At 71.4% G+C, this 26,602-nt stretch carries 25 protein-coding genes; 10 read left to right on the forward strand and 15 right to left on the reverse strand.

What is annotated here, in order from left to right; genetic code table 11:
• Positions 1–32: 32 nt before the first annotated feature.
• A complete protein-coding gene (locus ABT057_RS26620) occupies positions 33–1,229 on the reverse strand; it encodes an FAD-dependent monooxygenase (protein ID WP_352346172.1) in 1,197 nt (398 codons plus the stop codon).
• Between the two features lie 514 nt (positions 1,230–1,743).
• Here ABT057_RS26620 and ABT057_RS26625 point away from each other — a divergent pair.
• Positions 1,744–2,394, forward strand: a complete 651-nt coding sequence (locus ABT057_RS26625; protein WP_352346106.1) for a TetR/AcrR family transcriptional regulator — start codon at positions 1,744–1,746, stop codon at positions 2,392–2,394.
• Here ABT057_RS26625 and ABT057_RS26630 read toward each other — a convergent pair.
• Positions 2,391–3,221, reverse strand: coding sequence for an endonuclease/exonuclease/phosphatase family protein (locus tag ABT057_RS26630; RefSeq protein ID WP_352346107.1), 831 nt, complete (start codon positions 3,219–3,221; stop codon positions 2,391–2,393). The two genes, ABT057_RS26625 and ABT057_RS26630, sit on opposite strands and share 4 nt — an antisense overlap.
• 80 nt (positions 3,222–3,301) lie before the next feature.
• Between ABT057_RS26630 and ABT057_RS26635 the strand changes: the two genes are divergently transcribed.
• Entirely contained in the window at positions 3,302–3,697 is a 396-nt protein-coding gene (locus tag ABT057_RS26635; protein ID WP_352346108.1) for a nitroreductase/quinone reductase family protein, read from the forward strand.
• Positions 3,698–3,769: 72 nt separating this feature from the next.
• Here ABT057_RS26635 and ABT057_RS26640 read toward each other — a convergent pair whose 3' ends face one another.
• The 5 genes from ABT057_RS26640 to ABT057_RS26660 all read right to left on the reverse strand — a co-directional run bounded on the left by ABT057_RS26640 (position 3,770) and on the right by ABT057_RS26660 (position 9,809).
• A complete protein-coding gene (locus ABT057_RS26640) occupies positions 3,770–4,318 on the reverse strand; it encodes a DUF3455 domain-containing protein (protein WP_352346109.1) in 549 nt (182 codons plus the stop codon).
• A gap of 194 nt (positions 4,319–4,512) precedes the next feature.
• The gene (locus ABT057_RS26645; RefSeq protein WP_352346110.1) at positions 4,513–5,973 is read right to left on the reverse strand and encodes an aldehyde dehydrogenase family protein; all 1,461 of its coding nucleotides are present in this window, start codon (positions 5,971–5,973) and stop codon (positions 4,513–4,515) included.
• Positions 5,970–7,700, reverse strand: coding sequence for an N-acyl-D-amino-acid deacylase family protein (locus ABT057_RS26650; protein ID WP_352346111.1), 1,731 nt, complete (start codon positions 7,698–7,700; stop codon positions 5,970–5,972). The genes ABT057_RS26645 and ABT057_RS26650 overlap by 4 nt, the downstream gene beginning before the upstream one ends.
• A 120-nt stretch (positions 7,701–7,820) precedes the next feature.
• A complete protein-coding gene (locus ABT057_RS26655; protein WP_352346112.1) occupies positions 7,821–8,939 on the reverse strand; it encodes an LLM class flavin-dependent oxidoreductase in 1,119 nt (372 codons plus the stop codon).
• Between the two features lie 99 nt (positions 8,940–9,038).
• Positions 9,039–9,809 (reverse strand): SDR family NAD(P)-dependent oxidoreductase, encoded by a 771-nt coding sequence (locus tag ABT057_RS26660; protein WP_352346173.1) that lies wholly within the window; start codon positions 9,807–9,809, stop codon positions 9,039–9,041.
• A gap of 248 nt (positions 9,810–10,057) precedes the next feature.
• Between ABT057_RS26660 and ABT057_RS26665 the strand changes: the two genes are divergently transcribed.
• Positions 10,058–10,753 (forward strand): hypothetical protein, encoded by a 696-nt coding sequence (locus ABT057_RS26665; RefSeq protein ID WP_352346113.1) that lies wholly within the window; start codon positions 10,058–10,060, stop codon positions 10,751–10,753.
• A 58-nt stretch (positions 10,754–10,811) separates the two neighbouring features.
• Positions 10,812–11,606 (forward strand): hypothetical protein, encoded by a 795-nt coding sequence (locus ABT057_RS26670; RefSeq protein ID WP_352346114.1) that lies wholly within the window; start codon positions 10,812–10,814, stop codon positions 11,604–11,606.
• Positions 11,607–11,612: 6 nt separating this feature from the next.
• On the opposite strand, the gene ABT057_RS26675 is transcribed toward ABT057_RS26670, so the two are convergent.
• The 3 genes from ABT057_RS26675 to ABT057_RS26685 all read right to left on the reverse strand — a co-directional run bounded on the left by ABT057_RS26675 (position 11,613) and on the right by ABT057_RS26685 (position 14,748).
• Positions 11,613–12,287 (reverse strand): LuxR C-terminal-related transcriptional regulator, encoded by a 675-nt coding sequence (locus ABT057_RS26675; RefSeq protein WP_352346115.1) that lies wholly within the window; start codon positions 12,285–12,287, stop codon positions 11,613–11,615.
• Between the two features lie 77 nt (positions 12,288–12,364).
• A complete protein-coding gene (locus ABT057_RS26680; protein ID WP_352346116.1) occupies positions 12,365–13,342 on the reverse strand; it encodes an LLM class F420-dependent oxidoreductase in 978 nt (325 codons plus the stop codon).
• 143 nt (positions 13,343–13,485) lie between these two features.
• Positions 13,486–14,748, reverse strand: coding sequence for an amidohydrolase family protein (locus ABT057_RS26685; RefSeq protein WP_352346117.1), 1,263 nt, complete (start codon positions 14,746–14,748; stop codon positions 13,486–13,488).
• Between the two features lie 219 nt (positions 14,749–14,967).
• Here ABT057_RS26685 and afsR point away from each other — a divergent pair, with 219 nt between their 5' ends.
• Both afsR and ABT057_RS26695 read left to right on the forward strand, forming a co-directional pair.
• Positions 14,968–17,931: an SARP-family global regulator AfsR gene (gene afsR, locus ABT057_RS26690; RefSeq protein WP_352346118.1), complete on the forward strand. Its 2,964-nt coding sequence runs from the start codon at positions 14,968–14,970 to the stop codon at positions 17,929–17,931.
• Positions 17,932–18,133: 202 nt separating this feature from the next.
• On the forward strand, positions 18,134–18,301 hold the full coding sequence (locus tag ABT057_RS26695) for a hypothetical protein (RefSeq protein WP_352346119.1): 168 nt from the start codon (positions 18,134–18,136) through the stop codon (positions 18,299–18,301).
• Between the two features lie 125 nt (positions 18,302–18,426).
• Here the strand turns inward: ABT057_RS26695 and ABT057_RS26700 are convergent, their stop codons facing one another.
• The 4 genes from ABT057_RS26700 to ABT057_RS26715 all read right to left on the reverse strand — a co-directional run bounded on the left by ABT057_RS26700 (position 18,427) and on the right by ABT057_RS26715 (position 22,026).
• A complete protein-coding gene (locus tag ABT057_RS26700; protein ID WP_352346120.1) occupies positions 18,427–18,621 on the reverse strand; it encodes a hypothetical protein in 195 nt (64 codons plus the stop codon).
• A 1-nt stretch (position 18,622) separates the two neighbouring features.
• A complete protein-coding gene (locus tag ABT057_RS26705) occupies positions 18,623–19,684 on the reverse strand; it encodes a CU044_5270 family protein (protein ID WP_352346121.1) in 1,062 nt (353 codons plus the stop codon).
• Positions 19,681–20,334 (reverse strand): RNA polymerase sigma factor, encoded by a 654-nt coding sequence (locus ABT057_RS26710; RefSeq protein WP_352346122.1) that lies wholly within the window; start codon positions 20,332–20,334, stop codon positions 19,681–19,683. The genes ABT057_RS26705 and ABT057_RS26710 overlap by 4 nt, the downstream gene beginning before the upstream one ends.
• Positions 20,335–20,436: 102 nt before the next feature.
• Complete coding sequence (locus ABT057_RS26715) at positions 20,437–22,026, reverse strand: FadD3 family acyl-CoA ligase (RefSeq protein WP_352346123.1); 1,590 nt, start codon at positions 22,024–22,026, stop codon at positions 20,437–20,439.
• A 104-nt stretch (positions 22,027–22,130) separates the two neighbouring features.
• Here ABT057_RS26715 and ABT057_RS26720 point away from each other — a divergent pair, with 104 nt between their 5' ends.
• From ABT057_RS26720 to ABT057_RS26730, 3 genes are read left to right on the forward strand one after another with little or no spacing between them, the layout of a single operon-like run.
• Positions 22,131–23,276: a lipid-transfer protein gene (locus ABT057_RS26720; protein ID WP_352346124.1), complete on the forward strand. Its 1,146-nt coding sequence runs from the start codon at positions 22,131–22,133 to the stop codon at positions 23,274–23,276.
• A gap of 3 nt (positions 23,277–23,279) precedes the next feature.
• A complete protein-coding gene (locus ABT057_RS26725) occupies positions 23,280–23,696 on the forward strand; it encodes a Zn-ribbon domain-containing OB-fold protein (RefSeq protein ID WP_352346125.1) in 417 nt (138 codons plus the stop codon).
• Entirely contained in the window at positions 23,693–24,466 is a 774-nt protein-coding gene (locus ABT057_RS26730) for an enoyl-CoA hydratase/isomerase family protein (RefSeq protein WP_352346126.1), read from the forward strand. The genes ABT057_RS26725 and ABT057_RS26730 overlap by 4 nt, the downstream gene beginning before the upstream one ends.
• 101 nt (positions 24,467–24,567) lie before the next feature.
• Here ABT057_RS26730 and ABT057_RS26735 read toward each other — a convergent pair whose 3' ends face one another.
• A complete protein-coding gene (locus ABT057_RS26735; protein ID WP_352346127.1) occupies positions 24,568–25,392 on the reverse strand; it encodes a helix-turn-helix domain-containing protein in 825 nt (274 codons plus the stop codon).
• A gap of 164 nt (positions 25,393–25,556) precedes the next feature.
• Here ABT057_RS26735 and ABT057_RS26740 point away from each other — a divergent pair, with 164 nt between their 5' ends.
• Positions 25,557–26,597 (forward strand): SDR family oxidoreductase, encoded by a 1,041-nt coding sequence (locus ABT057_RS26740; RefSeq protein WP_352346128.1) that lies wholly within the window; start codon positions 25,557–25,559, stop codon positions 26,595–26,597.
• The last annotated feature ends 5 nt before the right edge of the window (positions 26,598–26,602 follow it).

Genomic DNA, 26,602 nt, shown 5'->3' on the forward strand with positions numbered 1-26,602 from the left:
CTCGGCGGTCCGGGTGGCCGAGGAGGTGAAGGTCAGTCGTAGTCGGGGAGGGTGAGCGCGCTGTACGTGGCGTGCGGAGGGTCGGCCGGGAGCGCGGAGAGCGTGCGCAGGGCGGCGTTGCGCTCCCGGAGGGACTCCTCCGTGGCGGGGAAGAGCTCGGTGTCGCCCTCGTTCGCGAGCTCCTGATTGAGGGTCACGAACGGCCTCAGCACCCTGTCATAGGCGTCGAACGCCTCCGCGTGGTCGGCATGCGCGGCCAACTCGCCTGCCAGCACATAGGCGCCGACCAGGGCGAGGCCGGTGCCCTGCCCCGTCAGGAACGACGGCGCGTAAGCGGCGTCGCCGACCAGCGCGACCCTGCCCAGGGACCAGCTCGTCATCCGTATCTGGGTGACGGCATCGAAGAACAGGTCCTCGGCGGCGCGCATCTCGGCGACCATCCGGGGAATCTCCCAGCTGCCCTCCGGGAAGGCGGCGGCGACCAGTTCCCGCTGCGCGTCGGGAGCGCGGAAGACGTCGAAGGGCAGGTCGGGGCGCCTGAAGGAGAGCAGTCCGTACACCTGCCGGCCGGAGCCCGCGGCATAGAGGGCGGCACGCTGGGTCGGGGTGTTCCACAGCATGCCCTCGTGGGAGAGCCCGAGGTGGTTGGGGAGGGTGAAGCCGGCGAAGCAGGCGCCGAGGTAGTGGTGGAAGCGCTCCTCGGGGCCGAGGATCAGCCGGCGGGTGTGGGAGTGGATTCCGTCGGCTCCGACGACGACATCGAAGGTGCGGCGGGCGCCGCTGCGGAAGGTCACCTCGATGCCGTCGGGGCGGTCGTCGAGCGTGGCGATGGAGTCGTTGAACATGAACGCGACGGACTCGCGGACGGCGTCGTGGAGAATCCCGGTCAGGTCGCCGCGCCGCACCTCGAGGTCGCCGTCGGCGCCGATGGCGATGTTCTCGGCGGGCAGTGCGGCGATGGTGCTGCCGTCGGAGTCCACGAAGGTGATGCGGCGGGTGTTGACGTGGGCCTTCTGCAGCTGGGGCAGGACGTTCATGCGCCGCACCACCTCGAGGGCGCTGCCGCGGATGTCGATGGGGTAGCCGCCACCGCGCACGGTGCCGGCCTTCTCGACGACGGTGACGTCGAAGCCGTGGCGGTGCAGCCAGTAGGCGATCGCGGGGCCGGCGATGCTCGCGCCGGAGACGAGTACGGAGCGGTTGCGGCGGGGGCGGTGTGTCTCGGTCATGATCAGTCCTTCGGGTTCGTTGTGGTTCCGGGGGTCGGTCGGGCTACAGTCCCGCCCTGCCGGTGGCCCAGTACGGCCTCGTGGTGATGGCGCGGCGCGGCAGGTTCGGGTGTCGGTGAGCACCCGCCGCCAGCGCTGGACGGACTGGGCGTGGCCCAGCAGCACGGCGCCGTCGACGTCCATGAACTCGCCTTCTGCCACGGCAGGTTCGAGCCAGGACTGCAGTGCGTCACCCGGCGCCCCCGCAGCGGGCAGGAAGTGGTGGCGGGGCCAGCGGTCGGCGAGGGGCGCGACGGCGCCCGCCGGGACCTCGACGGCCACGATCGACGCCTCTGGCGCGCAGGCGTCGAGGGCGCCGAGGGCGCAGCCGTCGCCGAGGCGGAGACGGCGGGCGCTTGTGGCATGGGCGTGGTTCCTCTCTCCGGGAGGGCCTGGCGGCGCTGCCGGACGGCGACACTACACCGTGCAGTGCAGTAAGTAAACTGCACGGTGTAGAGTGCTCCTGGAGGTGGAAATGAAGGCTGTCGGTACGGAGAAGACGGTGCGCGAGGGGTCCTCGGAGAAGCGGAAGGCGATCCTCGCCGCCGCCCGGGATCTGTTCGTCCACGAGGGCGTGGACCGCGTCAGCATGGATGCCGTCGCGGCCCGGGCGGCCGTCTCGAAGCGCACCGTGTACGACTACTTCGGCGACAAGCGGCGCCTCTTCCTGGCCATCCTCAGCGACACGTCGGAGTCACTGTCGGCCACGGGGCGCCGGGCGCTCGACGAGCATCTCCCGGAGGGCGCGCCGATCACGACCGTGCCGCAACTGGAGGCGGCGCTCACCGCGTTGGCGATCGAGCTCGGCACGACGATCGTCGGCTCCGCCGACTACGCCGCAGGGTTCGCCCTCGTCGCCCAGGAGCGGCTGCGGACGCCGACGACCACGGACGACATCGCGACGGCGGCGGTACAGGAAGCGCTCGCCGAACGCCTCGCCCACTTCGTCGAGGCCGGGCTCCTGGACACGGACGACCCGCGCCTGGCCGGCGACCACTTCTTCGCGCTGACCATCCTGCTGGCCTACGACCGCCAGCCGGTCCCCGCCAACCCCGACCCGGAGAGGGTCCGCCAGACCATGATCGACGGAGTCCACGCGTTCATCCGCGCGTACGCCACGCGCTAAGGGCCGTCCGCCAGATCCGCCACCACCGCCGCGTGGTCCGTCGGCCACACCCCGTCCACAGGGGCGTCGCCCGCCCGGCGGACCGCACGGACGTGGCCCTCGCCGACCGGGCCGGGCGGGCCCACGTGGATGTAGTCGATGCGGGCCGGAGGCGTCAGCACCCGCGCCGAATGGGGGTTCTCGGAAGTCCAGGTGGCGGCGGGGGCGGACTGATCCGCGTACTCCCAGGCGTCGTAGAGGACTTGGCGGGGAACCGCCGGAGCGGTGTTGTAACCGCCGAAGAGGCGCACCTCGTCGGAGTCGGGGCCGGCGTTGAAGTCGCCGGTGACGACCGGGGGATGCGGGCCCGTGCCCCGGTGCCGGGCCACGAACTCGGCCAGGGCGGTGACCTGTTGGCAGCGGACGGCGGAGGCGCTCGGTGCGGAGGTGAGGTGCGTGGTGAAGAAGGGGATGTCGTAGGCCGGGGTGGAGATGCGGGCGAACAGGGCCTGGCGGCCGTCGGCCAGTTCCGGCGGGGCCGGGAGCAGCAGCGTCGCCCGCTCGGTGACCGGCCGGCGGCTCAGGATCGCGTTGCCCACGTCGACCGTGTCCGCGTCCTCGTCCTCGATCCGCCGGCGCCAGCGTTCCGGTGCCGGGGAGGGGGCCCAGGTGCAGTGCAGGCCCAGTTCGCCGGCGAGCCACTCCGCGAGGTTCTCCCCCTCCGAGGCCCACACCTCCTGCAGGCCGACCACGTCGGGGCGCAGCTCGCGCAGGACGGCGAGGATCGCCTTCTGCCGCTCGCGCCACGGGCCGAAACGCCACCACAGGTTCCAGGTCACCACTCGCATACGCAGCCACCCGCTCTCGTCACACCGGCATCAGGGACCATTCAAGCAACAGCGCCTTGTGTGAAGGAGCACTACGGACGATGTCCCGACCCACCGACCTCCGTTTCCGCGCGACCACCGCCTTCCAGCGGTACGTCGCCAACCCGCTCATGCGCCGTCTGCCGTTCCACACGCTCCTGGAGACCACCGGCCGTGTCTCCGGCCTGCCCCGCCGCACCCCGCTGGGCGGCCGGCGGATCGACGACACCTTCTGGCTGGTCTCCGAGTTCGGGGAGCGGTCGCAGTACGTCCGCAACATCCAGGCCGACCCGCGGGTGCGGGTACGGATCGGCGGGCGCTGGCACACCGGTACGGCCCACCTGATGCCGGACGACGACCCGGTGGCCCGGCTGCGCACCCTGCCCAAGGGCAACAGCGCGGCCGTACGGGCCCTGGGGACGGGACTGCTCACGGTACGGGTGGACCTGGCCGACTGACGCCCCCACGACAGCGGCAGCGGCCCCCTCGCGCACCGGGGGCCACTGCCGTGGCGTCGTCCGCCTACCGTGTCACTTCGCCGGCTTGTAGAAGGCGTAGGTCGCGGAGTAGGGGACGCCGACCTGCTCGGTGCCGGTGCACGCGGTGGTGGGCGCGACGCCGCCGGAGGTGTTCAGACGCTGGACGTAGGTGACGTCGGCGAAGACGCCGGTGCCGCGGGTGGCGGTGGCCTGCAGGAGGACCTCGGGGATGGTGCCGGTCTTGGGGGAGGTGGCCACAGCGGTGGCGTTGACCGCGCTGCCGTCCACCGTGGAGACCCAGACCGGGCCGCGGGAGTGCAGGGCGACGGGGCGGTGCGACTTGTCGCTCTTGTACGACAGGGTGGCGGCGGGCTCCAGGAGCTTCCAGGCGCCGTCGGTGCAGGTGTAGGTCTGGACGCCCTTGGCGTCGAAGACGCCGGTGAGCTTGTTGCCGTCGGGCACCTTGAGGGCGTCGGGAACGCTGATCTTGGCGACGGCCGGCTGCGCGGGCGCGGCGTCGGCCGTCGTGGCCAGGAAGGTACCGGCGACCCCGAGGGCGACGGCCGTGGTGGTGAGGGCGAGACGCTTGGCGAGCTTCAAGTGTGGTCTCCAGAACGTTTTCTGAATGTCTTACGGGGGTAGACACGACGAATGGACAGAACCACTGTCCGTATCTCCCGCGTCCGGACGCTACGTGTCCGTCCGGTCAATTCAGAGGCTACCGCCCGGTTTTGGACCTCCGGCACCGCACTGTCTGCACGCCCGGGACAGTCCCCGTGGTTCCAAAGGGCACATCATCCCGGCCAGACGATCGCCTGCACCTCGCTGTACGCGTGCAGCGCGTACGACCCCACGTCCCGCCCGACACCGCTCTTCTTGAACCCCCCGAACGGCGCCTCCATGTTCCGGCCCACCGTGTTGATGCCGACCCCGCCGGCCCGCAGCCGCCGCGCCACCCGGAACGCCCGGGCCACGTCGCCCGACCAGACGTAGTCGATCAGGCCGTAGTCGCTGTCGTTGGCCAGGGCGATCCCCTCTTCCTCCTCGTCGAAGGGGATGACCGTCACCACCGGCCCGAAGATCTCCTCCCGGGCCACCCGCATGTCGTTCGTGCAGTCGGCGAGCACGGTCGGGCCGATGTAGAAACCGCTGTCGGGCAGTCGGCCGGCGGACGCGAGGACCACCGCGCCCTCCTTCCGCCCCAGTTCCACGTACGACTCCACCCGGTCGCGGTGCGCCGCCGAGATCACCGGCCCGACGACCGTCCCGGGCCGCCGCGGGTCACCCACCGGCAACCGGCCCGCGTAGGCGGCCAGTTGTTCCACCAGCCGGTCGTACACCCCGCGCTGGGCCAGCACCCGGGTGGGCGCCGTGCAGATCTGTCCGCTGTAGAAGGAGAAGGTGGTGCCGATCCCGGACACCGCCGATGCGACGTCCGCGTCGTCGAAGACGACCGCCGCGCCCTTCCCGCCCAGCTCCATCAGCTGGCGTTTCATCTCCCGCCCGCACACCTCGGCGATCCGCTGCCCGACGGCCGTGGACCCGGTGAAGCTCACCATGTCCACGTCCGGCGACTCCACGACCGCCTCGCCCACCGCGACCGCCTGCCCGGAGACCACGTTCACCACCCCGCGCGGCACGCCCGCCGCCTCCAGCGCCTCCGCCATCCGGTAGACGGACAGCGGATCCTGCGGGGCGGGCTTCACGACCACCGTGTTGCCCATGGCCAGCGCGGGCGCGATCTTCCCGGCCGGATTCGCCCAGGGGTTGTTGTACGAGGTGATGCAGGCGACGACCCCGACGGGCTGGCGGACCGCCACCGCCCCCATGACCCCCGCCCTGCCCATCGGCCCCGCCTCGTTGATCTGCGGCGGGATCGCCCACTCCGCGCTCTCCACGCGCGCGTACCGCCGGAAACGGGCCGCGCCCACCCCCACCTGCATTCCGCGCGCGGTGCCGGTCGTGGCCCCGGTCTCGGCCTGGGCGAGGGAGGCGTACGGCTCAAGCTGCCCCCGGATGATGTCGGCGGCCCTCCCCAGCACGGCCGCCCGTTCCTCCGGCGCCGTGCGCGACCACGGCCCGAAGGCCTCACGGGCCGCGGCGCAGGCGGCGAGCGCCTGCTCCCGCGAGGCCTCCGGCGCACCGCCGACGGTCTCCTCGGTGGCCGGGTCGGTCACCGGGTAGTGGCCGCCCTCGGGCTCGACCCAGGCCCCGCCGACGAACAGCCGCTGCCCGTCGGCCTCGAAGGACGTCACCTGGTGCTCACCGTCCTGGTGTCCCGCCCCGACCGCAGCACCCGCCCGGGTACCTCGCCCGTCACCACGTCGTCCCGGATGGCCGCGACCCCGTTGACCCACACGGCCCGTACCCCCTCCGCCCGGGAGTCCAGCCGCGGACTGTCACCCGGCAGGTCGTGCACCAGGGTGGCCTTGCCCGCGTCGATCCGCTCCGGGTCGAACAGGACGAGGTCCGCATGCCAGCCCTCCCGCACCTGACCCCGCTCGCGCAGCCCGAACAGCCGCGCCGGGTCGCCGGTCAGCATCTGCACCGCCTGCTCGAGCCCCATCAGCTTCCGCCCCCGCAGACAGTCGCCGAGGAAGCGGGTCGTGTACGGCGCCCCGCACATCCGGTCCAGATGCGCGCCGGCGTCGGAGCCGCCGAGCATCACGTCCTCGTGCTGCCAGGTCTCGGCGCGCAGCGCCCAGGACGCCGGGTCGTTGTCGCTCGGCATGGGCCACAGGACCGTACGCAGTTCGTCGGCCGTGCAGATCTCCACCAGGGTGGTGAACGGGTCCTGTCCGCGCTCCTGCGCGATGTCCCGCACCACCCGGCCCGTGAGCCCCTCGTTCGCCGCGCTGTACGTGTCGCCGATGACGTACCGCCCGAAGTTCGCGAGCCGCCGGAAGACGCCCGCCTCCTTGGACTCGGCCCGCCGCAGCATCTCCGCCCGGACGGCCGGGTCCCGCAGTTTCCCGATCCGCTCGGGGACGGGCAGACCGAGGACCGGACCCCACCCGGGAATCAGGTTCAGCGCGCAGAAGGTGCCGAGGGACATGTTCATCGGCGTGAGGATCGGCATGGTCAGGGCCACCACCCGCCCCCCGGCCTTCCGGGCCCGCTCACTCGCCGCCAACTGCCGGGGCACCCGCTCCGGTACGGCCGCGTCGATCGTCAGGACGTTCCAGTTCAGGGGGCGTCCGGCCGCCGCGCTCAGCTCCACGAACAGGTCGATCTCGGCATCGCTGAACTGGTCCAGGCAGCCGGCGACGATCGCCTCGATCTGCGTCCCCTCGTGTTCGCCCACCGCCCGCGCCAGGGCGAGCAGTTCCTCCGGCCGGGCGTGCCGGGACGCGACGGGCTGCCCGTCGCCGTCGGAGTGGCTGGAGGACTGCGTGGTGGAGAAACCCCATGCCCCGGCGTCCATGGCGTCGTGCAACAGCCCCACGATCTCGTCCAGTTGCTCCGCGGTCGGCTGCCCGCCGACGGCGTCCGCGCCCATCACGTACCGGCGCAGCGCGCAGTGCCCCACCATGAACCCGGCGTTGACGGCGATCCGCCCCTCCAACGCGTCCAGATACTCCCCGAACGAACTCCAGCTCCAGGGCGCCCCCTCCTCCAGCGCGACCAGCGACATCCCCTCCACCTTGGACATCATGCGGCGGGTGTAGTCGGCGTCCTGGGGACGGGCGGGGTTCAGCGGCGCGAGGGTGAACCCGCAGTTCCCGGCCGCGACCGTGGTCACCCCGTGGTTCAGGGACGGGGTGGCGTACGGATCCCAGAACAGCTGGGCGTCGTAGTGCGTGTGCGGGTCGACGAACCCGGGCGCGAGGACGAGCCCGGCGGCGTCCTCGGACGTCCGGGACTCCTCCGTGACGGTACCGATCACGGCGATACGGCCGTCCCGTATCCCGACGTCGGCAACGTAGGCGGGCGCACCGGTCCCGTCGACGACGGTCGCACCTTTGATGACGTGATCGAGCATGCGGCCCCTCCTCGGACGCCGGGGAGATCAGGTACTTCAGGGGCGCGGGGCTGTGCCGACATGCGGCTCCGCCGCGTGAGCGCGACCAGCCACAACCGACCCGCACCCGCCGACGGACGATCAGACGGCCTGCCGGAACCGCGTCGTCCGGTGAACGGGATCTGTGTCGATCTTCGGAATCACGTGCTCCCCGATCAGCCGGATCGTCCGCAGCGTCTCCTCCTTCGGCACCCCCACCGGCAGTCCGAAGGACAGCTGGTCCGCCCCCGCCTGCTCCCACCGCTTGCACTGCCGCAGCACCTCGTCCGGGTCGCCGCAGATCAACAGCTCCTCCTCCACGAGGAGTTCGACGAACTCGGGGGTGTACTCGGGCAGCGTCTCCGGCCACACCGGAAAGCCCTCGGGCCGCGGGAAGGTGTCGTGGTACCGGAACACCAGCGACGGCAGGTAGTGCAGCCCCCCGTTGACGGCGACCTGTATCGCCTCGTCGTGCGTCGGCGCGCAGATCGCCGTCGTCGTCACCATCACGTTGTCGTTGACGAAGTCCCCGACGGGTTCCGCGTCGACGATCGCCGTCTTGTACTTCTCCAGCACCCATTCCATGTCGGAGACCTTCTGGATGCTGAAGCCGAGCACGCCCAGGCCCTTGCGCGCCGCCATCTCGTACGACGGCGGCGACCCGGCCGCGTACCACATCGCCGGGTGGGACTTGCCGTACGGCTTCGGCAGGACCTTGCGCGGCGGGAGCTGCCAGTGTTTGCCCTGGAAGCCGACGTACTCGTCCTGGGTCCACATCTTGGGGAACTCGGCGATCGTCTCCTCCCAGATCTCCTTGGTGTAGTTCATGTCGGTGATGCCGGGGAGGAAGCCGAGGATCTCGTGCGAGCCGGCGCCGCGCCCGCTGCCGAACTCGAAGCGGTTCTCGCTGAGGTGGTCGAGCATGGCGACCTTCTCGGCGACCTTCACGGGGTGGTTGACCTGGGCGAGGGGGTTGAAGATGCCCGATCCCAGGTGGATCCGCTCGGTCGCGTGGGCGAGGTAGGCGAGGAAGACCTCGTTGGCGGAGAGGTGGGAGTACTCCTCCAGGAAGTGGTGCTCGGACGCCCAGGCGTACTTGAAGCCGGACTTGTCCGCCTGGATGACGTACTCGGTCTCCTCCATCAGCGCCTTGTGCTCGGCGAGGGGGTCGGTCTCGGCACGCTTGCCCACGTATCCCTGTACAAAGAGCCCGAATTCCAAGGCGGTTCACCATCCCCGGTTCACGAAGATTTCTGACGTACCGTCAGTTTCGACGAACTGTCGCACCACCCGCATGGAGGGTCAAGAGCTGATGAGCCGTCAGATGACACTGACTCCCGCCAGCCATCCCCCGTCGATCACGAACGGCTGACCGGTGATGTACGACGAGTCCTCCGAGGTGAGGAACAGCGCGAGGCTCGCCACCTCCTCCGGCCTGCCGATCCGGCCCAGCGGGACCAGCTTGCGGTAGAGGGAGTCGAGTGCGCGGGTCGTCTCCTCGGGGTCGGCGTCGGGGTCGAGGCGGGCCGGGTTGGACATCGCCGTGTCGACGGCCCCGGGACAGACCGCGTTGACGCGGATGCGGCGGGGCGCCAGCTCCAGGGCGGCGACCCGGGTGAGACCGAGTACGGCGTGCTTGGTCGCCGCGTACGCGCCCACCGCGGCCATGCCGGTGACCCCGGTGTAGGACGCGGTGTTGACGATGGTTCCACCGTCGGCCAGCTCGGGCGCGACGGTCCGGATACCCAGGAAACAGCCGACCTGGTTGACCCGTACGACCTGCATGAACTCGTCGAGGGGGGTGTCGACGAGGGCGTTGAAGCGCAGGATGCCGGCGTTGTTGACCAGGCCGTCGAGGTGGCCGTAGGCCTGCTTGGCGACCCGCACGGCGGCCCGCCACCCGTCCTCCTCCCCGACGTCGAGGTGGACGTACAGCGCGTCGAGCTCCTCGGCGAGCGCCCTGCCCTGCTCGTCGAGCACATCGGCGACGACGACCTCGGCACCCTCCTCCCGGAACAGCCGGGCCTCCTGTTCGCCCTGGCCGCGCGCCGATCCGGTGACGAGGACCACCCGTCCGTCGAGCTTGCCCATGCCGGCCTCCTTGGCGTCGCATCGCTGGATTCCCGCATCGTAGCGCCGCATCTGACGAATCGTCAGATGTCGTGACCACCGGACCCGGATTGCACAAGCACACATCAAGTGACTTGAAAGTAGGGACATTTGACTCTGTCCACGGCCTGTACGGGACCCCAATAATCCTTCACGGCCAGGTAAAGCAGAGACCAAGGACGGAGTCCGGAGTGGCCAGGAGAAAACTGCGGAACAGGAAAGTCCGGTATGTGGCGATCGGCGCGGCGCTGGCGACCGGCGGAGCGATCGTCACCCTGCTTCCGTCGGCGAACGCGGCCGACGAGAAGACACCGGAGCAGATCATGACCATGTGCCAGCGGTCCGCGGTGCTGAACGGGAAACAGCAGTCGGTGGAGGATTTCGGGGGCGGCTTCGCGGACGGCTTCATGGCCGACAACTGCGATTTCGCCGAGACGAAGTTCGAGACCTTCGACGGCCCCACCGAGAAGTCGTCCGTCGACTTCCCCAACTGCGAGCCCAACGCCACCGCACCCGCGAAGGTCTCCATCACCTGGTCGGCTTCGGCGGCCCAGGGCCAGGGCAAGTACACGGTGACCCAGCAGGGCGGTGGCGGCGGCCTCTTCGGATTCCTCAGCGGGTCCTGGCTCAAGCACAAGGGCACGCTGGACATGACCGTGAAGTCGGCCACGGCCGGCGCCACCGAACAGCGGGAGGTGCCGGTCGGCAAGGTGCTCCACATGGAGTTCACGCCGAGGATGCAGCGCATGACCGGCGAATGGCGGGTGCGGATCGACGCCGATCCCGGAAGCTTCGCCGTGAACCCCTCACCCGAGCAGAACTTCGTGGCGCCGGACGTCGTCGAGGGGCCGGTGATCCTGCCCGGCGCGGCGGGCGCGCCCGGTGTCGCGGACGGCACCTCGAAGGCGGTCCTGGAGGACTGCTGACCCCGGCAACAGCACCGGAATTCCCCGCTCACCACGTACGTCACCGTCAGGAGATCCCATGACCGCCGCCACCCCCCGCACGAGAAGGCACCGCAGCAGGAAGAAGCGCATCACCCTCGCCCTGGCCCCCGTCGCGGCGCTCGCCGTGGCCGTTCCGCTGATGAACCAGGCAGGTGCCGCCACCCCCTCCGAGGTGACCGCCGACTGTGCCGCCGACTCGGAGAGACTGGAGAACTGCGAGTTCGTCGACGTGCAGTTCAAGGCGAACAGTCTCGGACCCAATCAGCGCGTCTCGCCCGTGACCCAGAACTGCGGATCGACGACCGCGGCGACGAACACGTTCAGCGTGAGCACGTCCGTCACCAGGACCATTCAGCTGGAGGACGGTTTCACCGCCGACGCCGGTACAAAACTGGGCAACTCGTTCTTCGAGATCGGTCTGAAGTTCAACACCTCGGAAATCAACATCACCCGCGACGACAAGACGACCGGTCTTGCGTTCAGCCGCTCCGACACCGTCCAGCCGGACAGCATCGGTTTCTTCATGTGGTCCGCCAAGCGCACCGATGTCAGCGGATTCCTGCGGGCCACCTACAAGGAGGAGCAGAACGGCCAGAAGGTGTTCTTCGCGCCGAGCGAGGGCGGAACGACAGTCCATGTCTTCTACCCGCAGATCCTGAAGAACGGAACTCCGGACGGCCGCCTCTGGCTGCGCAACGTGAAATGCGGAACGCCCGAGGCGAACGGCATCCTGAACTCGGGCAACAGCCTCCGCACGGAAGCCGGATTCGGTGAGGGCGGCGACAACGTCACCGACCTGGAGATCCCGCTCAGCGAGGTTCCGGCGCCCTGACGGTTCTCAGGTGCGAAGCACAGGCGCGGCCGGTGTGGCGCCGAGCCAGCGCAGGACCGCGTCCGTGCTGCCCCGCGCGTCCAGCTTGGCGTAGATGTTGCTGAGGTTGTTGCGGACGGTCTTCTCGCTCAGCCGTAACCTCAGCCCGATCTCCTGCGCGCCCAGGCCGGTCGACAGCAGTTCCATGACCTCCCGCTCGCGCGGCGAGAGGAGTGCCCGCAGCCGCTCGATCGCGCCCTGCGGGTGGGGGCCCGCCGTCATCCGCCAGGCCCCCTCCCGCAGGGCGGCGCACGCGGTCGGGGAGAGGTACGTGTGGCCGACGGTGGCCGCCATCACGGCCGAGGACAGCATGTGGGTGCAGTAGTCGTCCTCGACCAGACAGCCCGCGCCGTCCTGGAACACCCCGACCACCGTGTCGGTGTCCCCGCGCGGGCTGACGACGATCACCGGCAGGTCCGTGTCGCCCGAGGCGGCCCGCAGTTCCGGGAGGGACACCGACGGGTTCTCGCACCGCAGCACGACGACGTCCGTGCCCTCCGGGACGCGGAAGGGCGGGTCCGGGCGCACGATCCGGCCCACGTACGCGTCGTCCGGGGCCGGCCAGTCGTCGTGGGGCCAGTCGCCGTCCGGGCAGACGACGGCGACGGTCAGCCGCCGTAAGGGGGGCTCGGTGGATCGCACTGCACGGGTCCTTCCGTCACAGCCATCACGTCCGTACGTTCCTCCATACGCGGCCCGGCGTGGACGTGTTCAAATGTTCAAGAAGTTCCGTCCGTGCCGTCCGGCGGCCCGCCCCGGAGCAGCGGGCCCACCTCGCCGCCGAACGCGGCCAGCTGGTCGGTGAGTTCGGTGCGGCCGCGGCAGCGGAACCTGACCTGGATCTGGTCCACGCCCATCGCGGCGTAGGCGCGCAGGGACTCCGCGAGGGCCTCCGGCGGACCGGTGAGGGTACGGCGGCCGACGTCCCAGGCGGGGGTGCCGACGTACAGGGGTTCGGTGATGGCGCCGATCGAGAACGGCCGGCCGGCCCGGCCGGCCTCGTCCCGCAGCCGTTCGATGGTCTCGATCTGCGTGGGCAGCCGGTCCCTGGGGTCGCCCTGGGGCAGCCAGCCGTCCCCCTTGAGGGCGGCGCGGCGGACGGCCGCCGGGGAGGATCCGCCCACCCAGAGCGGCACCTGCGCCTGAGCCGGTCTGGGGCGCTGCCCGAGCCCCTCGAAGTCGTACAGCTTCCCGTGGTGGGCCGGGAACTCCTCCTCGCCGAGCGCGGCCCGAAGCGCGTCGAGCGTCTCGTCGAGGACCGCTCCCCGCTGTTCGAAGCCGACCCCGAGCGCCTCGAACTCCTCCCGTACGTGTCCGGCGCCGACGCCGAGGACGAGCCGTCCGCCGCTGAGGTGGTCGAGGGTGGCGTACTGCTTGGCCGTGAGGAGGGGGTGCCGCAGCCCGACGACGGCGACGTGGGCGAGCAGCCGGACGCGTTCGGTCACGGCCGCGAGGTGGGCGAGGGTGGCCACGGGGTCGTACCACACCGTGCTCATGGCGTCCGCGAGGCGCCGCGGGATCGCCACGTGGTCGCAGACGGCGATGTAGGCGAAGCCGGCGCTCTCGGCGGCGCGGGCGACGGCGACCAGGTCGGCCGGGCCCGCGTCCGCCTCCCAGGGTTCGGCGTAGAGCGTGGACTGGGACTGGACGGGGAGCTGGATGCCGTAGTCGAGGCGTCCGTCCGGTGAGTCCGGCACAGCTTTTCCCCTCTCGCGAGGTTGATCTGACGAGCCGTCATATAGACGGTGTGGGGCCCATGGTCGATGCTGACGGTCCGTCATACAAGAGTTCGTTCCGTCGTCCGCCGCCAGGAAACAGAGGTGGCGGCGGACGCCGGGGGTCAGCTGCTGCGCCACAGTCCTTCGGGGGTCAGCCCCAGCAGGTCGATCGCGTTGCCCCGCACGATCCGTTCGACGACCTCCGGGTCCAGGTGGCCCATCTGGGCCTCGCCGACCTGGCGGGAATCGGGCCAGGTGGAGTCGGAGTGGGGGTAGTCGGTCTCGTAGAGGACGTTGCCGATGCCGATGGAGTCCAGGTTGCGCAGCCCGAAGGCGTCGTCGAAGAAGCAGCCGAAGACATGGTCGGCGAAGAGTTCGGACGGCGGCCGGTGGACCTTGTCGGCGACCCCGCCCCAGCCGCGGTTCTCCTCCCAGACGACGTCGGCGCGCTCCAGGATGTAGGGGATCCAGCCGATCTGGCCCTCGGCGTACATGACCTTGAGGTTGGGGAAGCGTTCGAACTTGCCGCTCATCAGCCAGTCGACCATCGAGAAGCAGCAGTTGGCGAAGGTGATGGTGGAGCCGACGGCCGGCGGGGCGTCCTCCGACGTGGACGGCATCCGGCTGCTGGAGCCGATGTGCATGGCGACGACCGTGCCGGTCTCGTCGCAGGCGGCGAGGAACGGGTCCCAGTAGTCGGTGTGCACGGAGGGCAGGCCGAGGTGCGGGGGTATCTCGGAGAACGCGACGGCCCTGACTCCGCGTTCGGCGTTGCGGCGGACCTCGGCGGCCGCCAGCTCGGCGTCCCAGAGGGGGATCAGGGTGAGGGGGATGAGCCGGCCCCGCGCCTGCGGGCCGCACCACTCCTCGACCATCCAGTCGTTGTAGGCGCGCACGCACAGCAGACCCAGCTCGTGATCGGCGGCCTCGGTGAAGGTCTGGCCGCAGAAGCGCGGGAAGGTGGGAAAGCAGACGGCGGACTGGACGTGGTTGACGTCCATGTCGGCGAGCCGGGACGGCACGTCGTACGAACCCGGCCGCATCTGCTCGTAGGTGATGACCTCGAGCTTGATCTCGTCCCGGCTGAAGCCGACGGCGGTGTCCAGGCGGGTGAGGGGGCGGCTCAGATCCTCGTAGACCCACCAGTCGCCGATCGGGCCGTCGTCACCGGGTTCGCCCATCACGGGCTTGAAGCGTCCGCCGAGGAAGGTCATCTCCTTCAGCGGGGCGCGGACGATGCGCGGGGCCGTGTCCAGGTGCTTCTTCGGGATGCGGTCCTGCCAGACGGTGGGGGGTTCGACGGTGTGGTCGTCGACGGAGATGATCAGCGGGAGGGTCCCGGTGGCCTTCGTGCTCTCCAGTGCGTTCTCCAGTGCGTTCTCCATGAGGGCACGGTAGCGCTGATCTGACGGGTCGTCAGCAACGGTCGCGGCTGTATCAGGACGGGATGAAGTTGATCGACTCTGTGGAGACGTGCGAGTGCCGCATGTGAGGAATGTGTGAACTCACACTTGTCGCCCGGAATCGGTGTCCTCCGCGGCTGACGGCTCCAGCACCGACACGGCACACTGAGCAGGTAATTCGGATGTCTAAAGGGAGCCCTGATGGACGACCGCGTAGGACCCGGCCACGCGCGCGTGCCGGAGCAGAGGCGTCCCGGCCGTCCCGAGGAGCCGGGGGCACTGCGCTTCGACGTGCTCGGTCCGGTGCGGGCACAGCGCGGCGGGATCCAGCTGAACACCGGCTCTCCCCAGCAACGCGCCCTGCTGGCCGCCCTGTTGCTGCGCGAGGGCCGTACCGCGACGGCGGGTGAACTGATCGACGCGCTGTGGGGCGAGGAGCCCCCCTCGCAGGCGCTGGCGGCGGTCCGGACGTACGCCTCGCGGCTGCGGAAGGTGCTGAACGCCGACGTGCTGGTCAGCGAGTCCGGCGGGTACGCGGTGCGCGGGCTGGGCGAAGGGGCCCTGGATCTGTCGGTGGCGCAGGAGTGGGCCGGGCAGGCGGAGAAGGCCCGGGCCGCGGGAGACCTCTCCCTGGCCCGCGAGCTGCTGAACCATGCGCTCGGCCTGTGGGACGGCGAGGCGCTGGCCGGAGTTCCCGGCCCCTACGCGGAGGCCCAGCGCGTCCGGCTGGAGGAGTGGCGGCTCGGACTCCTCGAGTCCCGGCTCGACATGGACCTGGAACAGGGCCACCACACGGAGGCGGTCTCCGAGCTCACGGCACTGACGGCCGCGCACCCGCTGCGCGAGCGGCTGCGTGAACTGCTGATGCTGGCCCTGTACCGCGGCGGCCGGCAGGCGGAGGCGCTGGCGGTGTACGCGGACACCCGCCGGCTGCTGGCGGACGAGCTGGGCGTGGATCCGCGGGCGGGGCTGCGCGAGCTCCAGCGGCGGATCCTGCAGGCCGACCCGGAGTTGTCCGGGCCCTCCGCGCCCACAGGGGAAACGTCGGTGACGCGGGTACGGCCCGCGCAACTCCCTGCGACCGTCCCCGACTTCACCGGCCGGGCGGCGTTCGTGACGGAACTCGGCGAGGCGCTGACCTCGGCGGACGGCCGGGTCATGGCGGTCTCCGCGGTGGCCGGCATCGGGGGCGTCGGCAAGACGACGCTCGCCGTGCACGTGGCCCACGAGGCGCGATCCGCCTTCCCCGACGGGCAGTTGTACATCGACCTGCAGGGCGTGGGCGCGCGGGCCGCCGAGCCCGAGACGGTCCTCGGCGCCTTCCTGCGGGCGCTCGGCACCGCGGACTCGGCGATACCGGACTCCCTGACGGAACGGGCGGCGCTGTACCGCTCGGTCCTGGACGGCCGCCGGGTCCTGGTCCTGCTGGACAACGCGCGGGACGCGGCCCAGGTGAGGCCGCTGCTGCCGGGCACGGCGGGCTGCGCGGCCCTGGTGACCAGCAGGGTCCGCATGGTGGACCTCGCGGGTGCCCATCTCGTCGACCTGGACGTGATGTCCCCCGAGGAGGCGCTCCTCCTCTTCACCCGGATCGTCGGCGAGGAGCGGGTGGCGTCGGAGCGCAAGGCCACGCTGGACGTGGTCGCGGCGTGCGGTTTCCTGCCGCTGGCGATCCGGATCGCGGCGTCCCGGCTGGCGGCCCGCCGCACCTGGACGGTGTCGGTGCTGGCCGCGAAGCTCGCGGACGAGCGGCGGCGGCTGGACGAACTCCAGGCGGGCGACCTGGCGGTGAAGGCGACCTTCGAGCTGGGCTACGGCCAGCTCGAGCCCGCCCAGGCCCGCGGGTTCCGGCTGCTGGGCCTCGCGGACGGCCCGGACATCTCCGTGGCGGCGGCCGCGGCACTGCTGGGCCTGCCGGCGCAGGAGACCGAGGACCTGCTCGAGTCCCTGGTGGACACCTCCCTGCTGGAGTCCGCGGCTCCCGGCCGCTACCGCCTCCACGATCTGGTCCGGCTCTACGCGCGTGCATGCGCGGAGCGGGACGAGTCGCCCGGCGAGCGGGAGGCGGCGCTGTCGCGGCGGCTGGACTTCTATCTGGCCACCGCGGCCGGGGTCTACGCGATCGAAAGACCCGGCGACCGCCTGGTGGAGCACCTGGAGACGACCGAGTATCCGGGGCTCGTCTTCGAGGACCGGCGCCGCTCCCGGGACTGGCTGTACGCCGAGGCGACCTGCCTCCTGGCCTGTGTACGTCAGTCGACTGGCCCCGACCAGTTGCGGCGTGCCGTGGACCTGCTGTGGGCGTCCATCGATCTGGCCGAGTCGGGTGCCGACTCCAGGGAGTACGAGGCCACGGGCGCGTCCGTCCGGGCGGCGGCCCGGGCGGCCGGCGACCGGCGGGCGGAGGCCCGGGTCCTGCTCACGATGGCCAACGGGCTCCACATGTCCGGCCGCTTCGAACCCTCGGGCCAGAACGCCGCGGAGGCGCTGCGGCTGGCGGAGTCGGCCGGTGATCCCCTGCCCCAGTGCTGGGCGTTGAACCTGCTGGGGGTCATCTCGCTCTACCAGGGCCGGTACGCCGAGGGGGAGACCCATCTGACGCGGGCCATCGAGAGCTTCCGCGCGGCCGGGGACCGCCCCGGTGAGGCGAGCGCGTTGTGCAACCTGTCCCGCATGCATCTGGCGCTGGGGCGCACCGCCGCCGCCGTGTCGCTGGCCCAGCAGGGCACGGACATGTACGACGCCATGGGCCACACCCTCAAGGGCGCCAACGGCCGGTACGCGCTGGGCATGGCACTCACCCAGACCGGTCTGCTCCCGCTGGCCGCCGACCGTTTCCAGGAGGCCCTCTCCGTCTTCCGCGACAGCAGAATGCGGCTGTGGGAGGGCATGACCCTGTTCCGTCTCGCGGAGGTCGACATCGCGGCGAGACGTCCGGCGCAGGCGGCCAAGCACGCGGAGTCGGCGCTGACCGTCCTGCGCGGGATCGGGGGCGAGTGGCGGCGGGCGAACATCCTCGTCACCCTCGGCGAGGCGCTGAGCGGTGTCGGACAGAGCGGTCGCGCGCAGGTCTGCTGGCAGGAGGCGCTGGCCGTCTTCGAGAGCCTGGACGCCCCCGAGGCGGCGAGGGTACGGGGCCTCCTCGCACCGCTCGCGCTCACCTGAGGGCATTCCGGCGCGTTCAGCGTTCGTTTATCGCCACCCGGCACCCTCGGTTCTGCCGTTCCGTCGCGTCGGGGGGCAGACGGAGTGGCGAGTGGCCGCGCCCTTAGGGTGAACCGGCCCAGGAGCGCCCGCCCGGCCGGGCACGGGGGAGTCGCCGGGCGGGCGCTTTCCGATCCACCACACAGACCCGCAGGGAGACGTCATGAGCGAGGACCAGACGACCACCACGGCCGAGGCCACGGACGCCGAGGAGGTGACCACGCTGAACACGCACGCCACCATCGAGCCGCTGAAGACGGCCACGGCGACCGCGGCGGACACGGGCGAGGTCACCACCGACAACACCCACGCCACGGACGAGACCGCCTGATCAGGCGGCACTCCGCAGGGGGACCGACCGCGGCGGCGCGGAGGGGATGCCGCCGCGGTCTCGGCGTGTCCGGGGCCTGCCGGGCCATCCGCCCGGCCGCCCGAGCGGGTACGCCTCCGAGGTCGTCACCGAGCCGGCCGTACGACGGGGTCCTGCCCTGCGGCGGGATCCCACGGGGCGCGGGGGACGGTGCCGGTGGTGTCGGCCACCCCCTCCGTCCGCACCCCGAGACCGGATCCGGTCGCCGACACCGAGGCCCCCGTCATCACTCCCGCGACCAGGAGGGCGGCCAGTGCCGCCGCCGAGGAACCGAAGCGCACGTCAGCTCGCCTCCCCCGGCTCCTGCTTGTTGCCGTCGACGACCGCGCGCTGGGTGATCGCGCTGGTGAACAGGACGGTGCCCGGCTTGAACAACCCGTCCTTGTCGGCTTCGACCTGGACCTCGCGCTCGCCGAGGAACTCCAGGGTCTTCTTGTCGAAGATCCACTCGGTGCGCTGCCCGTCGGTGTCGTTCTGCCGCGCCACCGCGACCCCGTGGCGGCCCATGGCGTCGACCGCGTCGTCCACCGCGACGACCCCGGGGATCTTCGCCGCGGCCTTGTAGAGGGCGGCGCCCAGCTTCGCGGGCGGGTAGCTCTCGGTCAGCAGATCGCCGATGGCGACGAACGCCGCCTGGTCGCGGGGCACCTCGTGGTCGCGGACCGCGTCCGACTCCTTGTAGATCTGCCGCAGCAGCGCGTCGGGGTCGGTGGGCAGCTCGGCCAGGTGGGCGTACGCCGAACTCGGCGAGTTGTCGCCGGCCAGGGTGATGCCCTCCTCGCTCGTCTCGCCCGCCTCGATCAGCCAGCCGTCCTTCCCGTCGAGGGACTGCCACACCTGGCGGGAGTGCAGTTCGTCGCTGACCACGGTGGTCTTGTCGTCGACGGTTTTCGGATAGGTGTTGGCCACCTTCGACGCGATGTAGATGAACTGCCCCTGGTGCGGCGTCGGCTCGGAGGTGTCGGCGGCGGCCAGGGAGATCCGGTCGAGCAGCTGGGGCGCGCCCTTGGCGTCGACGGCGCCGAGCTGCGTGGTCAGCGCGGGACGGGTGGACAGGGCCTTCCCGCCGTCGCCGCCGCCGGACAGGGCGAGTCCGGCCACGACCGCTCCGGCCAGGCCGAAGGCCGCGGCGGGCAGCAGGACCACCCGGCGCAGGAAGGGGTTGGGGCGGCGGACCGCGGCGGCCTCGGGGGCGGTGGTGCGGAGGTCTTCGTGGATCTGGGCCATCAGGCGCTCCTTGTGGAACTGGTGACGGCCCGCCGGCAGATCCCGCTCCTGGGCAGACCGGAGCTCCTGGGCTTCCGGCCAGTCAGCCGGGTGCGGCTGGGAGGGGCTGGCGTTCATCGGTTTCCTTCCTGTGCGGACCGGATCACGTAGTCGCGATCACCTCTTATCTGCCGGATCGGGGAGGCGAGTTCCCGCTTTTTCATGCCGAGTTCCGGTTTTTTCGTGCGGAGTTCGGCATCCGCCAGTTTGCGGAGCTTCGTCCGGGCCCGGGACAGCCGTGAGCGGACCGTTCCGACGGGGACGCCGAGGGCGCGGGCCGCGTCGGCGTACTCCATGCCCTCCCACAGGCACAGCACGAGGACTTCGCGTTCGGGGCGCTTGAGCGAGCCGAGGGCGGTCAGCGTGGCGCTGATCCGGCGCCGGTCGTCCAGCCGTCCGGCGGTCTCCTCGGCGTGGTCGGCGACCTCCGTCTGCCCCTCGCCCGCCTCGGCCGCCGCCCGGGCGGCGGCCCGGTAGCGCCGGTTGCTGCGGTAGTGGGAGCGGGCGACGTTGGTGGCGATGCCCAGCAGCCACGGCCGCAGCGAGCCCCCTTCGGCCTCGATCGAGGCATGGCGCCGCCAGGCCTCCATGAACGTCGCCGACATGACGTCCTCGGCCACGGTCCAGTCCGCGGTCAGCCGGAAGGCGTGGTTGTACACCGCGCGGGCACACTCGTCGAAGAGCTCCGCGAAGGCGTCCGGATCCCCGGCCCGTACCCGGGTTCGCATATCTGTGGTCACGCCTTCAACTGCCTGTGCGGATCAGCGAGTTCCCATGACCTGCGTCACACCCGCCGGTCGCGGGTCCCGCGCCGCACCCGCCCCCCCGGGTCACACCCGCCCTCTGAGCTCCCCCTTCACCACCTTGCCACTCGCGTTGCGCGGCAGCTCCGCCAGGAACTCCACCGCCCTGGGCACCTTGTAGTTCGCCATCTCCCGCCGCGCCCAGGCGATCAGGTCCTCGCCCGTCACGACCGATCCCGCCCGCCGCACCACGTACGCCTTGCCCACCTCGCCCAGCCGCGCGTCCGGCACGCCGACGACCGCGACGTCCGTCACATCCGGGTGCAGGCCGAGGAGTTGCTCTATCTCCGCCGGGTAGGCGTTGAAGCCGCCGACGATGAACATGTCCTTCAGGCGGTCGGTGATGCGCAGGTTGCCCGCCTCGTCCAGCACCCCGATGTCGCCCGTGCGCAGCCACCCGTCGGACGTCAGCACCTCCGCCGTGGCCACCTCGTCCTCGTAGTAGCCGCGCATCACGTTGAAGCCGCGGACCAGCACCTCCCCCGGCTCACCGGGCGGCGCGTCCACCCGCACCTCGGTGCCCGGGATGGCGCGGCCCGAGGTCGAGGCGATGACCGTGGGGTCGTCGCCCCGGCGGCACATGGTGACGACGCCGCTCGCCTCCGAGAGGCCGTACGCCGTGAGGACCGTCTCCACGCCGAGTTCGCCCCGCAGGCGTTCGACGAGCCGCAGCGGCACCACCGCCGCGCCCGTGACCACCAGCCGCAGCGCCGACAGGTCGTACTTGTCCCGCGCGGCGTGGTCCAGGAGCGACTGGTGGAGTGTGGGCGGCCCGGGCAGCACCGACACCCGCTCCGAGGCCAGGTTCGCCAGGACCGTGTCCACGTTGAACACCGGCTGCGGGATCATCGTCGCGCCCCGCATCAGACAGGCGATCACACCGGCCTTGTAGCCGAAGGTGTGGAAGAAGGGGTTGACGATCAGATAGCGGTCGCCCTGCCGCAGCCCGGCCAGTTCGCTCCACACCTCGTACGCCCGCAGCGTCTGCGCGTGGCTGATCACCGCGCCCTTGGGCCGGCCGGTCGTGCCCGAGGTGAAGACGATGTCCGACGGCGAGTCCCCGCGCACCGCGTCCGCCCGCTCCCGGACCTCCGCCCGCCCCACCCCCTCCCCGCTCGCCAGGAAGTCCTTCCAGGTACGGAAGTCCGCCGGGGCGTCGTCGGAGAGGACGACCACCTGCTCCAGCGCGGGAAGCCCCGGCAGCGGCCCCGCTCCTTCCCGCTTCCCCTCCCCCGCCGCCCGCCGCAGCGACGCGACGTACGACGTCCCGAGGAACGTGCCCGTCACGAACAGCAGCCGCGCCCCGCTCCTGCGCAGCACGTCCGCCGCCTCGGCGCCCTTGAAGCGGGTGTTGAGCGGCACCAGCACCGCCCCCGCCGACACCGCGCCGAGCGCGGCGACCATCCAGTCCAGGGAGTTGGGTGCCCAGATGCCCACCCGGTCGCCGGCCTCCGTCCCGTTCGCCAGACAGGCCGCCGCCGCGCGCTCGACCCGGGCGCCGAGTTCGCCGTACGAGATCCGGGTGCGGCCCTCCACCACCGCCTCGGTGTCCGCGTACCGTTCGGCCGCCGCACGGACCAGACCCGGGATGCTGCCCCACTCCACGTCACCGCGCATCACGAGCCTCCCCACCGACGACACCATTAGCTGACTACCCGTCAGATTAGCGGTAGCCTGACGGACTGTCAGCCGCCAGGTCCTCACATGGAGGTGTGTGCAGCGTGACCCTCAAGGACGCCACCGCCGTCGTCGGCATCGGCCAGACCGCGTTCGCCAAGCACCTCCCCGAGAGCGAGAAGACCCTCGCCTGCCGGGCCGTCCTCGCCGCCCTCGACGACGCCGGGATCGACCCCGGCGAGGTCGACGCGCTCGCCTCCTACACGATGGAGGAGACGGACGAGGTCGAGCTCGCCAAGGCGGTCGGCTTCGGCGACCTCACCTTCTTCAGCAAGGTCGGCTACGGCGGCGGCGGTTCGTGCGCCACCGTCGCGCATCTGGCGGCGGCCATCACCGCCGGCCAGGCTTCGGTGGGCGTCGCCTGGCGCTCCCGCAAGCGCGGCAGCGGCCCCCGCCCCTGGACCAACACCACCGTCCAGCTCCCCACCCCGGCCCAGTGGACCCGCCCGTTCGGGCTGCTCCGCCCCGCCGACGAGATAGCCATGCTGGCCCGCCGCTACATGCACGAGTACGGCGCGACCCGCGACCACCTCTTCAACGTCGCCCTCGCCTGCCGCAACCGCGCCAACCAGAACCCGGCCGCGGTCATGTACGACCGCCCGCTCACCCGCGAGATGTACATGACCGCCCGCTGGATCAGCGAGCCGCTGTGCCTGTACGACAACTGCCTGGAGACGGACGGGGCGCTGGCCTGCGTGATCGTCAGCCGCGAACGCGCCCGTGACTGCCGCCAGAAGCCCGTCTACGTCCACTCCGCCGCCCAGGGCCTGCCCGCCCAGCACCACGGCATGGTCAACTACTGGAACGACGACCCGCTCACCGGCCCCGCCTGGGCCGCCGCCCGCCACCTGTGGAAACACGCCGACTTCACCCCCGCGGACGTCGACGTCGCCCAGATCTACGACGCGTTCACGGCCCTGGTCCCCCTCTCCCTCGAGGGCTACGGCTTCTGCGGGCGCGGCGAGGGCGGCGCGTTCACCGAGGGCGGCGCGCTGGAGACCGGCGGCCGGCTGCCCCTCAACACCGGCGGGGGCGGCCTCAGCGAGGCGTACGTGCACGGCTTCAACCTCATCAACGAGGGCGTGAAGCAGTTGCGCGGCACCAGCACGGCCCAGGTCCCGAACGCCACCACCTGCCTGGTCACCGCCGGTGAAGGCGTGCCCACCTCCGCCCTGCTGCTCAGGAGCTGAACTGTGCTGACCCCGGTCCCGGACCCCGACGGCGCCCCCTTCTGGCACTACACCTCCCAGGGCGAACTACGCCTCCAGGCCTGCGCCGACTGCGGCGAGTTCCGCTTCCCGCCCCGCCCCTGCTGCCCGCACTGCCGGTCCTTCACGAGCGACTGGCGTCCGGTGTCGGGGCGCGGCCGTATCTGGTCCTACGTCGTCCCGCACCCACCCCTCCTCCCCGACTACGCCGCGCAGGCCCCGTACAACGTGATCGTCGTCGAACTCGCCGACGCGCCCCGCGTACGCCTGGTCGGGAACCTGGTCAGCGCGGCGGGCGCCCCCCTCGACTCGCTGCCCCCGGACCGGGTGCGCATCGGCGCCCGGGTCCAGGTCGTCTTCACCGACGACGGGCTGCCGCAGTGGGTCCTGGAGCGGCCGTGAGCGTGCGCCTGGACGTGGACAAGGACACGGGCGTGGCGGTCGTGACCCTGGACCGCCCCGAGAAGCTGAACGCGATCGATCTGAAGACCGCTGACGAACTCCGGTCGGTGTGGCGGGGGTTGCGCTTCGACGACTCGGTCCGGGCCGTCGTCCTGACGGGCGCGGGCGACCGGGCCTTCAGCACCGGCCTGGACCGCGACGCGGTGGTCCCCCAGCCCGCCTCCCCCTACATGCAGGACGACCCCCTCCTCACCATCGGACCCAAGGCGAACGACCTGTGGAAACCGGTGATCGCCGCGGTCGAGGGCATGGCCTGCGGGGGCGCCTTCTACCTCCTCGGCGAATGCGAGTTCATCGTCGCGGGCGCAGAGGCTCTCTTCTTCGACCCGCACACCACGTACGGCATGGTCAGCGCGTACGAATCGGTACTGATGGCCCAGCGGATGCCGTACGGCGAGGTCGCCCGGATGATGCTGATGGGGACCGCCGAGCGGATCTCCGCCCGGCGGGCCCATGACATCGGCCTGGTCTCCGAACTCACCGCCACGGGTGAGGCGCTGGGGGCCGCCACCGCCTGTGCCGCGACCGTCGCCGGCTACCCGGCCACCGGTGTCCAGGGCACCGTACGGGCGTTGTGGGCGGCGAAGGAGGCGGCGCGCGCGGCGGGTTTCACGCAGTCGCCGCATCTCATCTCCCTGGGCAACCTGCCGGACGAACGCCAGGCGGAGCTGTTCGGGGCGCGGTCGACGGCACGGCCACGCATCCGCTGAGCGCGGTGCCGACAGCGAAGCGGCCGGGGCGCCGCGACGCCGCCGGGCGCGTGCCTTCCGTCCGCGTGCTCGCGGGGCGCTGCGGGTGGGGTGTGACGGGCTCAGGCCGGCTGCTCGGCCATCGACCGGAGCAGGACCAGTTTGTCCTGGTCGGGAGTGTCGGGAGCGGGGTGGAAAGCGACGAGCATCATGCCGTCGGTTCCGGTGATGCGGAGTTTCTCCCGGCTGAGGGTGATGTCCCCGATCTGCGGATGCCGGAAGCACACGGTCGCGCTGCCACGGGGACGTACGTCGTGCCGGGCCCACAGCTTTTGGAAGAGCGGGCTGGCGAGGGAGAGTTCCCCGACGAGTTCGATGCAGCGCGGGTCGTCCGTGTCTGTGCCGACGGCCTCGCGGAAGCCGGCCAACAGCGCTGCCGCGGCCCCCTTCCAGTCGGAGAACAGGCTCTGTTCGCCGGGGTCGAGGAACACGTCCCGCAGCCGGTTGCCGCCCGTCACCAGGCGTGGGGAGAGGGCGGTGGCGAGCGGGTTGGCGGCGAGGACGTCGAGATGGCGTCCCTCGATGAAGGCGGGGACGGGCAGCAGCGACAGAAAGTGCGCCGTGCTGGGCGGAACCGTTTCCCGTCGCCGGCGCCGGGCACGGCGAGGACGGTCGGCAGTCAGGCCGAACAGATAGGACCTGGTGTCGTCATCGAGGCGCAGGACGCCGGCGAGGCACTCGAGGACCTGCCGGGAGGGGCGGCGGTCCCGGCCGCGTTCCAGGCGCAGGTAGTAGTCGGCGCTGATGCCGGCCAGCATGGCCACTTCCTCACGCCGCAGCCCCGGCACCCGGCGCACGCCCACGACGGGGATGCCTGCTTCCTCCGGGGTGACGAGCTCGCGCCGAGCTCGCAGAAATTCTCCCAGCTGGTTCGGCCGTTCACTCATGCCTCCACGCTATGCCGCCTCCGGCTCGCGTGAGGGGGTCCTGCCACTCCCCTGGATGTCCAGGGATCTGGCTCGGCACGGAGGCCGGGGCAACGATCGGAGCATCACGATCCTCCGGCTGCCGCCAGGCAGGCCACGAACCCTTGGAAGTGAGGGCGGCCGCAATGCCGAACCCCGAACAGCGTGTCCTCGTCACCGGCGGGTCCGGCTTCATCGCCGGGCACTGCATCCTCCAGCTGCTGGAGCAGGGATACCTCGTGCGCACCACCGTGCGCTCCCTGGAGCGTGAACCTGCTGTGCGTGCGGCCCTCACCGACGCCGGAACGACCCGCGGCGAGCGTCTCGGCTTCGTCGCCGCCGACCTGACGGGCGATGCCGGATGGGCCGACGCCATGAGCGGATGCGATTTCGTCCTCCACGTGGCCTCGCCCCTGCACACCGGGAAGGTCAAGAACGAGCAGGACGTCATCGGCCCGGCCCGCGAGGGCACCCTGCGCGTGCTGCGCGCAGCACGCGACGCAGGCGTCGGGCGGGTGGTGATGACCTCGGCGTTCCACGCGGTCGGCTTTGGACACAAGCACACCGACCGTACGTTCACCGAAGACGACTGGTCGGTGCTCGACGGACCGGGCGTGGACGCCTACGGCAAGAGCAAGATCCTGGCGGAGCGCGACGCCTGGGACTTCGCGGCCACGCAGGCCGGTGCCATGGAGCTCGTGACGCTGCTGCCGGTCGCGGTCATGGGCCCCGTGCTGGGCACGCAGATCTCGGGCGCCGGCCACATCGTGCAGCGCAGCCTCAACGGCGACATGCCGGGCTATCCGAACATGTGGGTCCCCGTCGTCGACGTCCGTGACGTGGCCCAGGCCCACGTCGCAGCCATGACCAGCCCTGCTGCCGCCGGTCAGCGGATCCTGCTCGCCGGCGGACCGGCGCTGCCCATGCGCCAGATCGGATCGATCCTGCGATCGCGTCTCGGCGACGCCGCCCACCGGGTGCCGACCCGCACCATCCCCGACCTGGTGGTCCGGCTGGCTGCTCTCTTCTCCGCGGAGTTCCGGCCGGTCGCGGCAGACCTCAACCACGTCAAGAAGGTCTCGGACGACCGGGCACGCCGGGTACTGGGCTGGCAGCCCCGGTCACCGGAAGAAGCCGTCATCTCCTCCGCCCGCAGCATGCTCGCCAAGAACCTCATCAAGAGCTGACGGCC

The sequence above is a fragment of the Streptomyces sp. NPDC002588 genome (genome assembly GCF_040295925.1).
Lineage (GTDB): Bacteria > Actinomycetota > Actinomycetes > Streptomycetales > Streptomycetaceae > Streptomyces.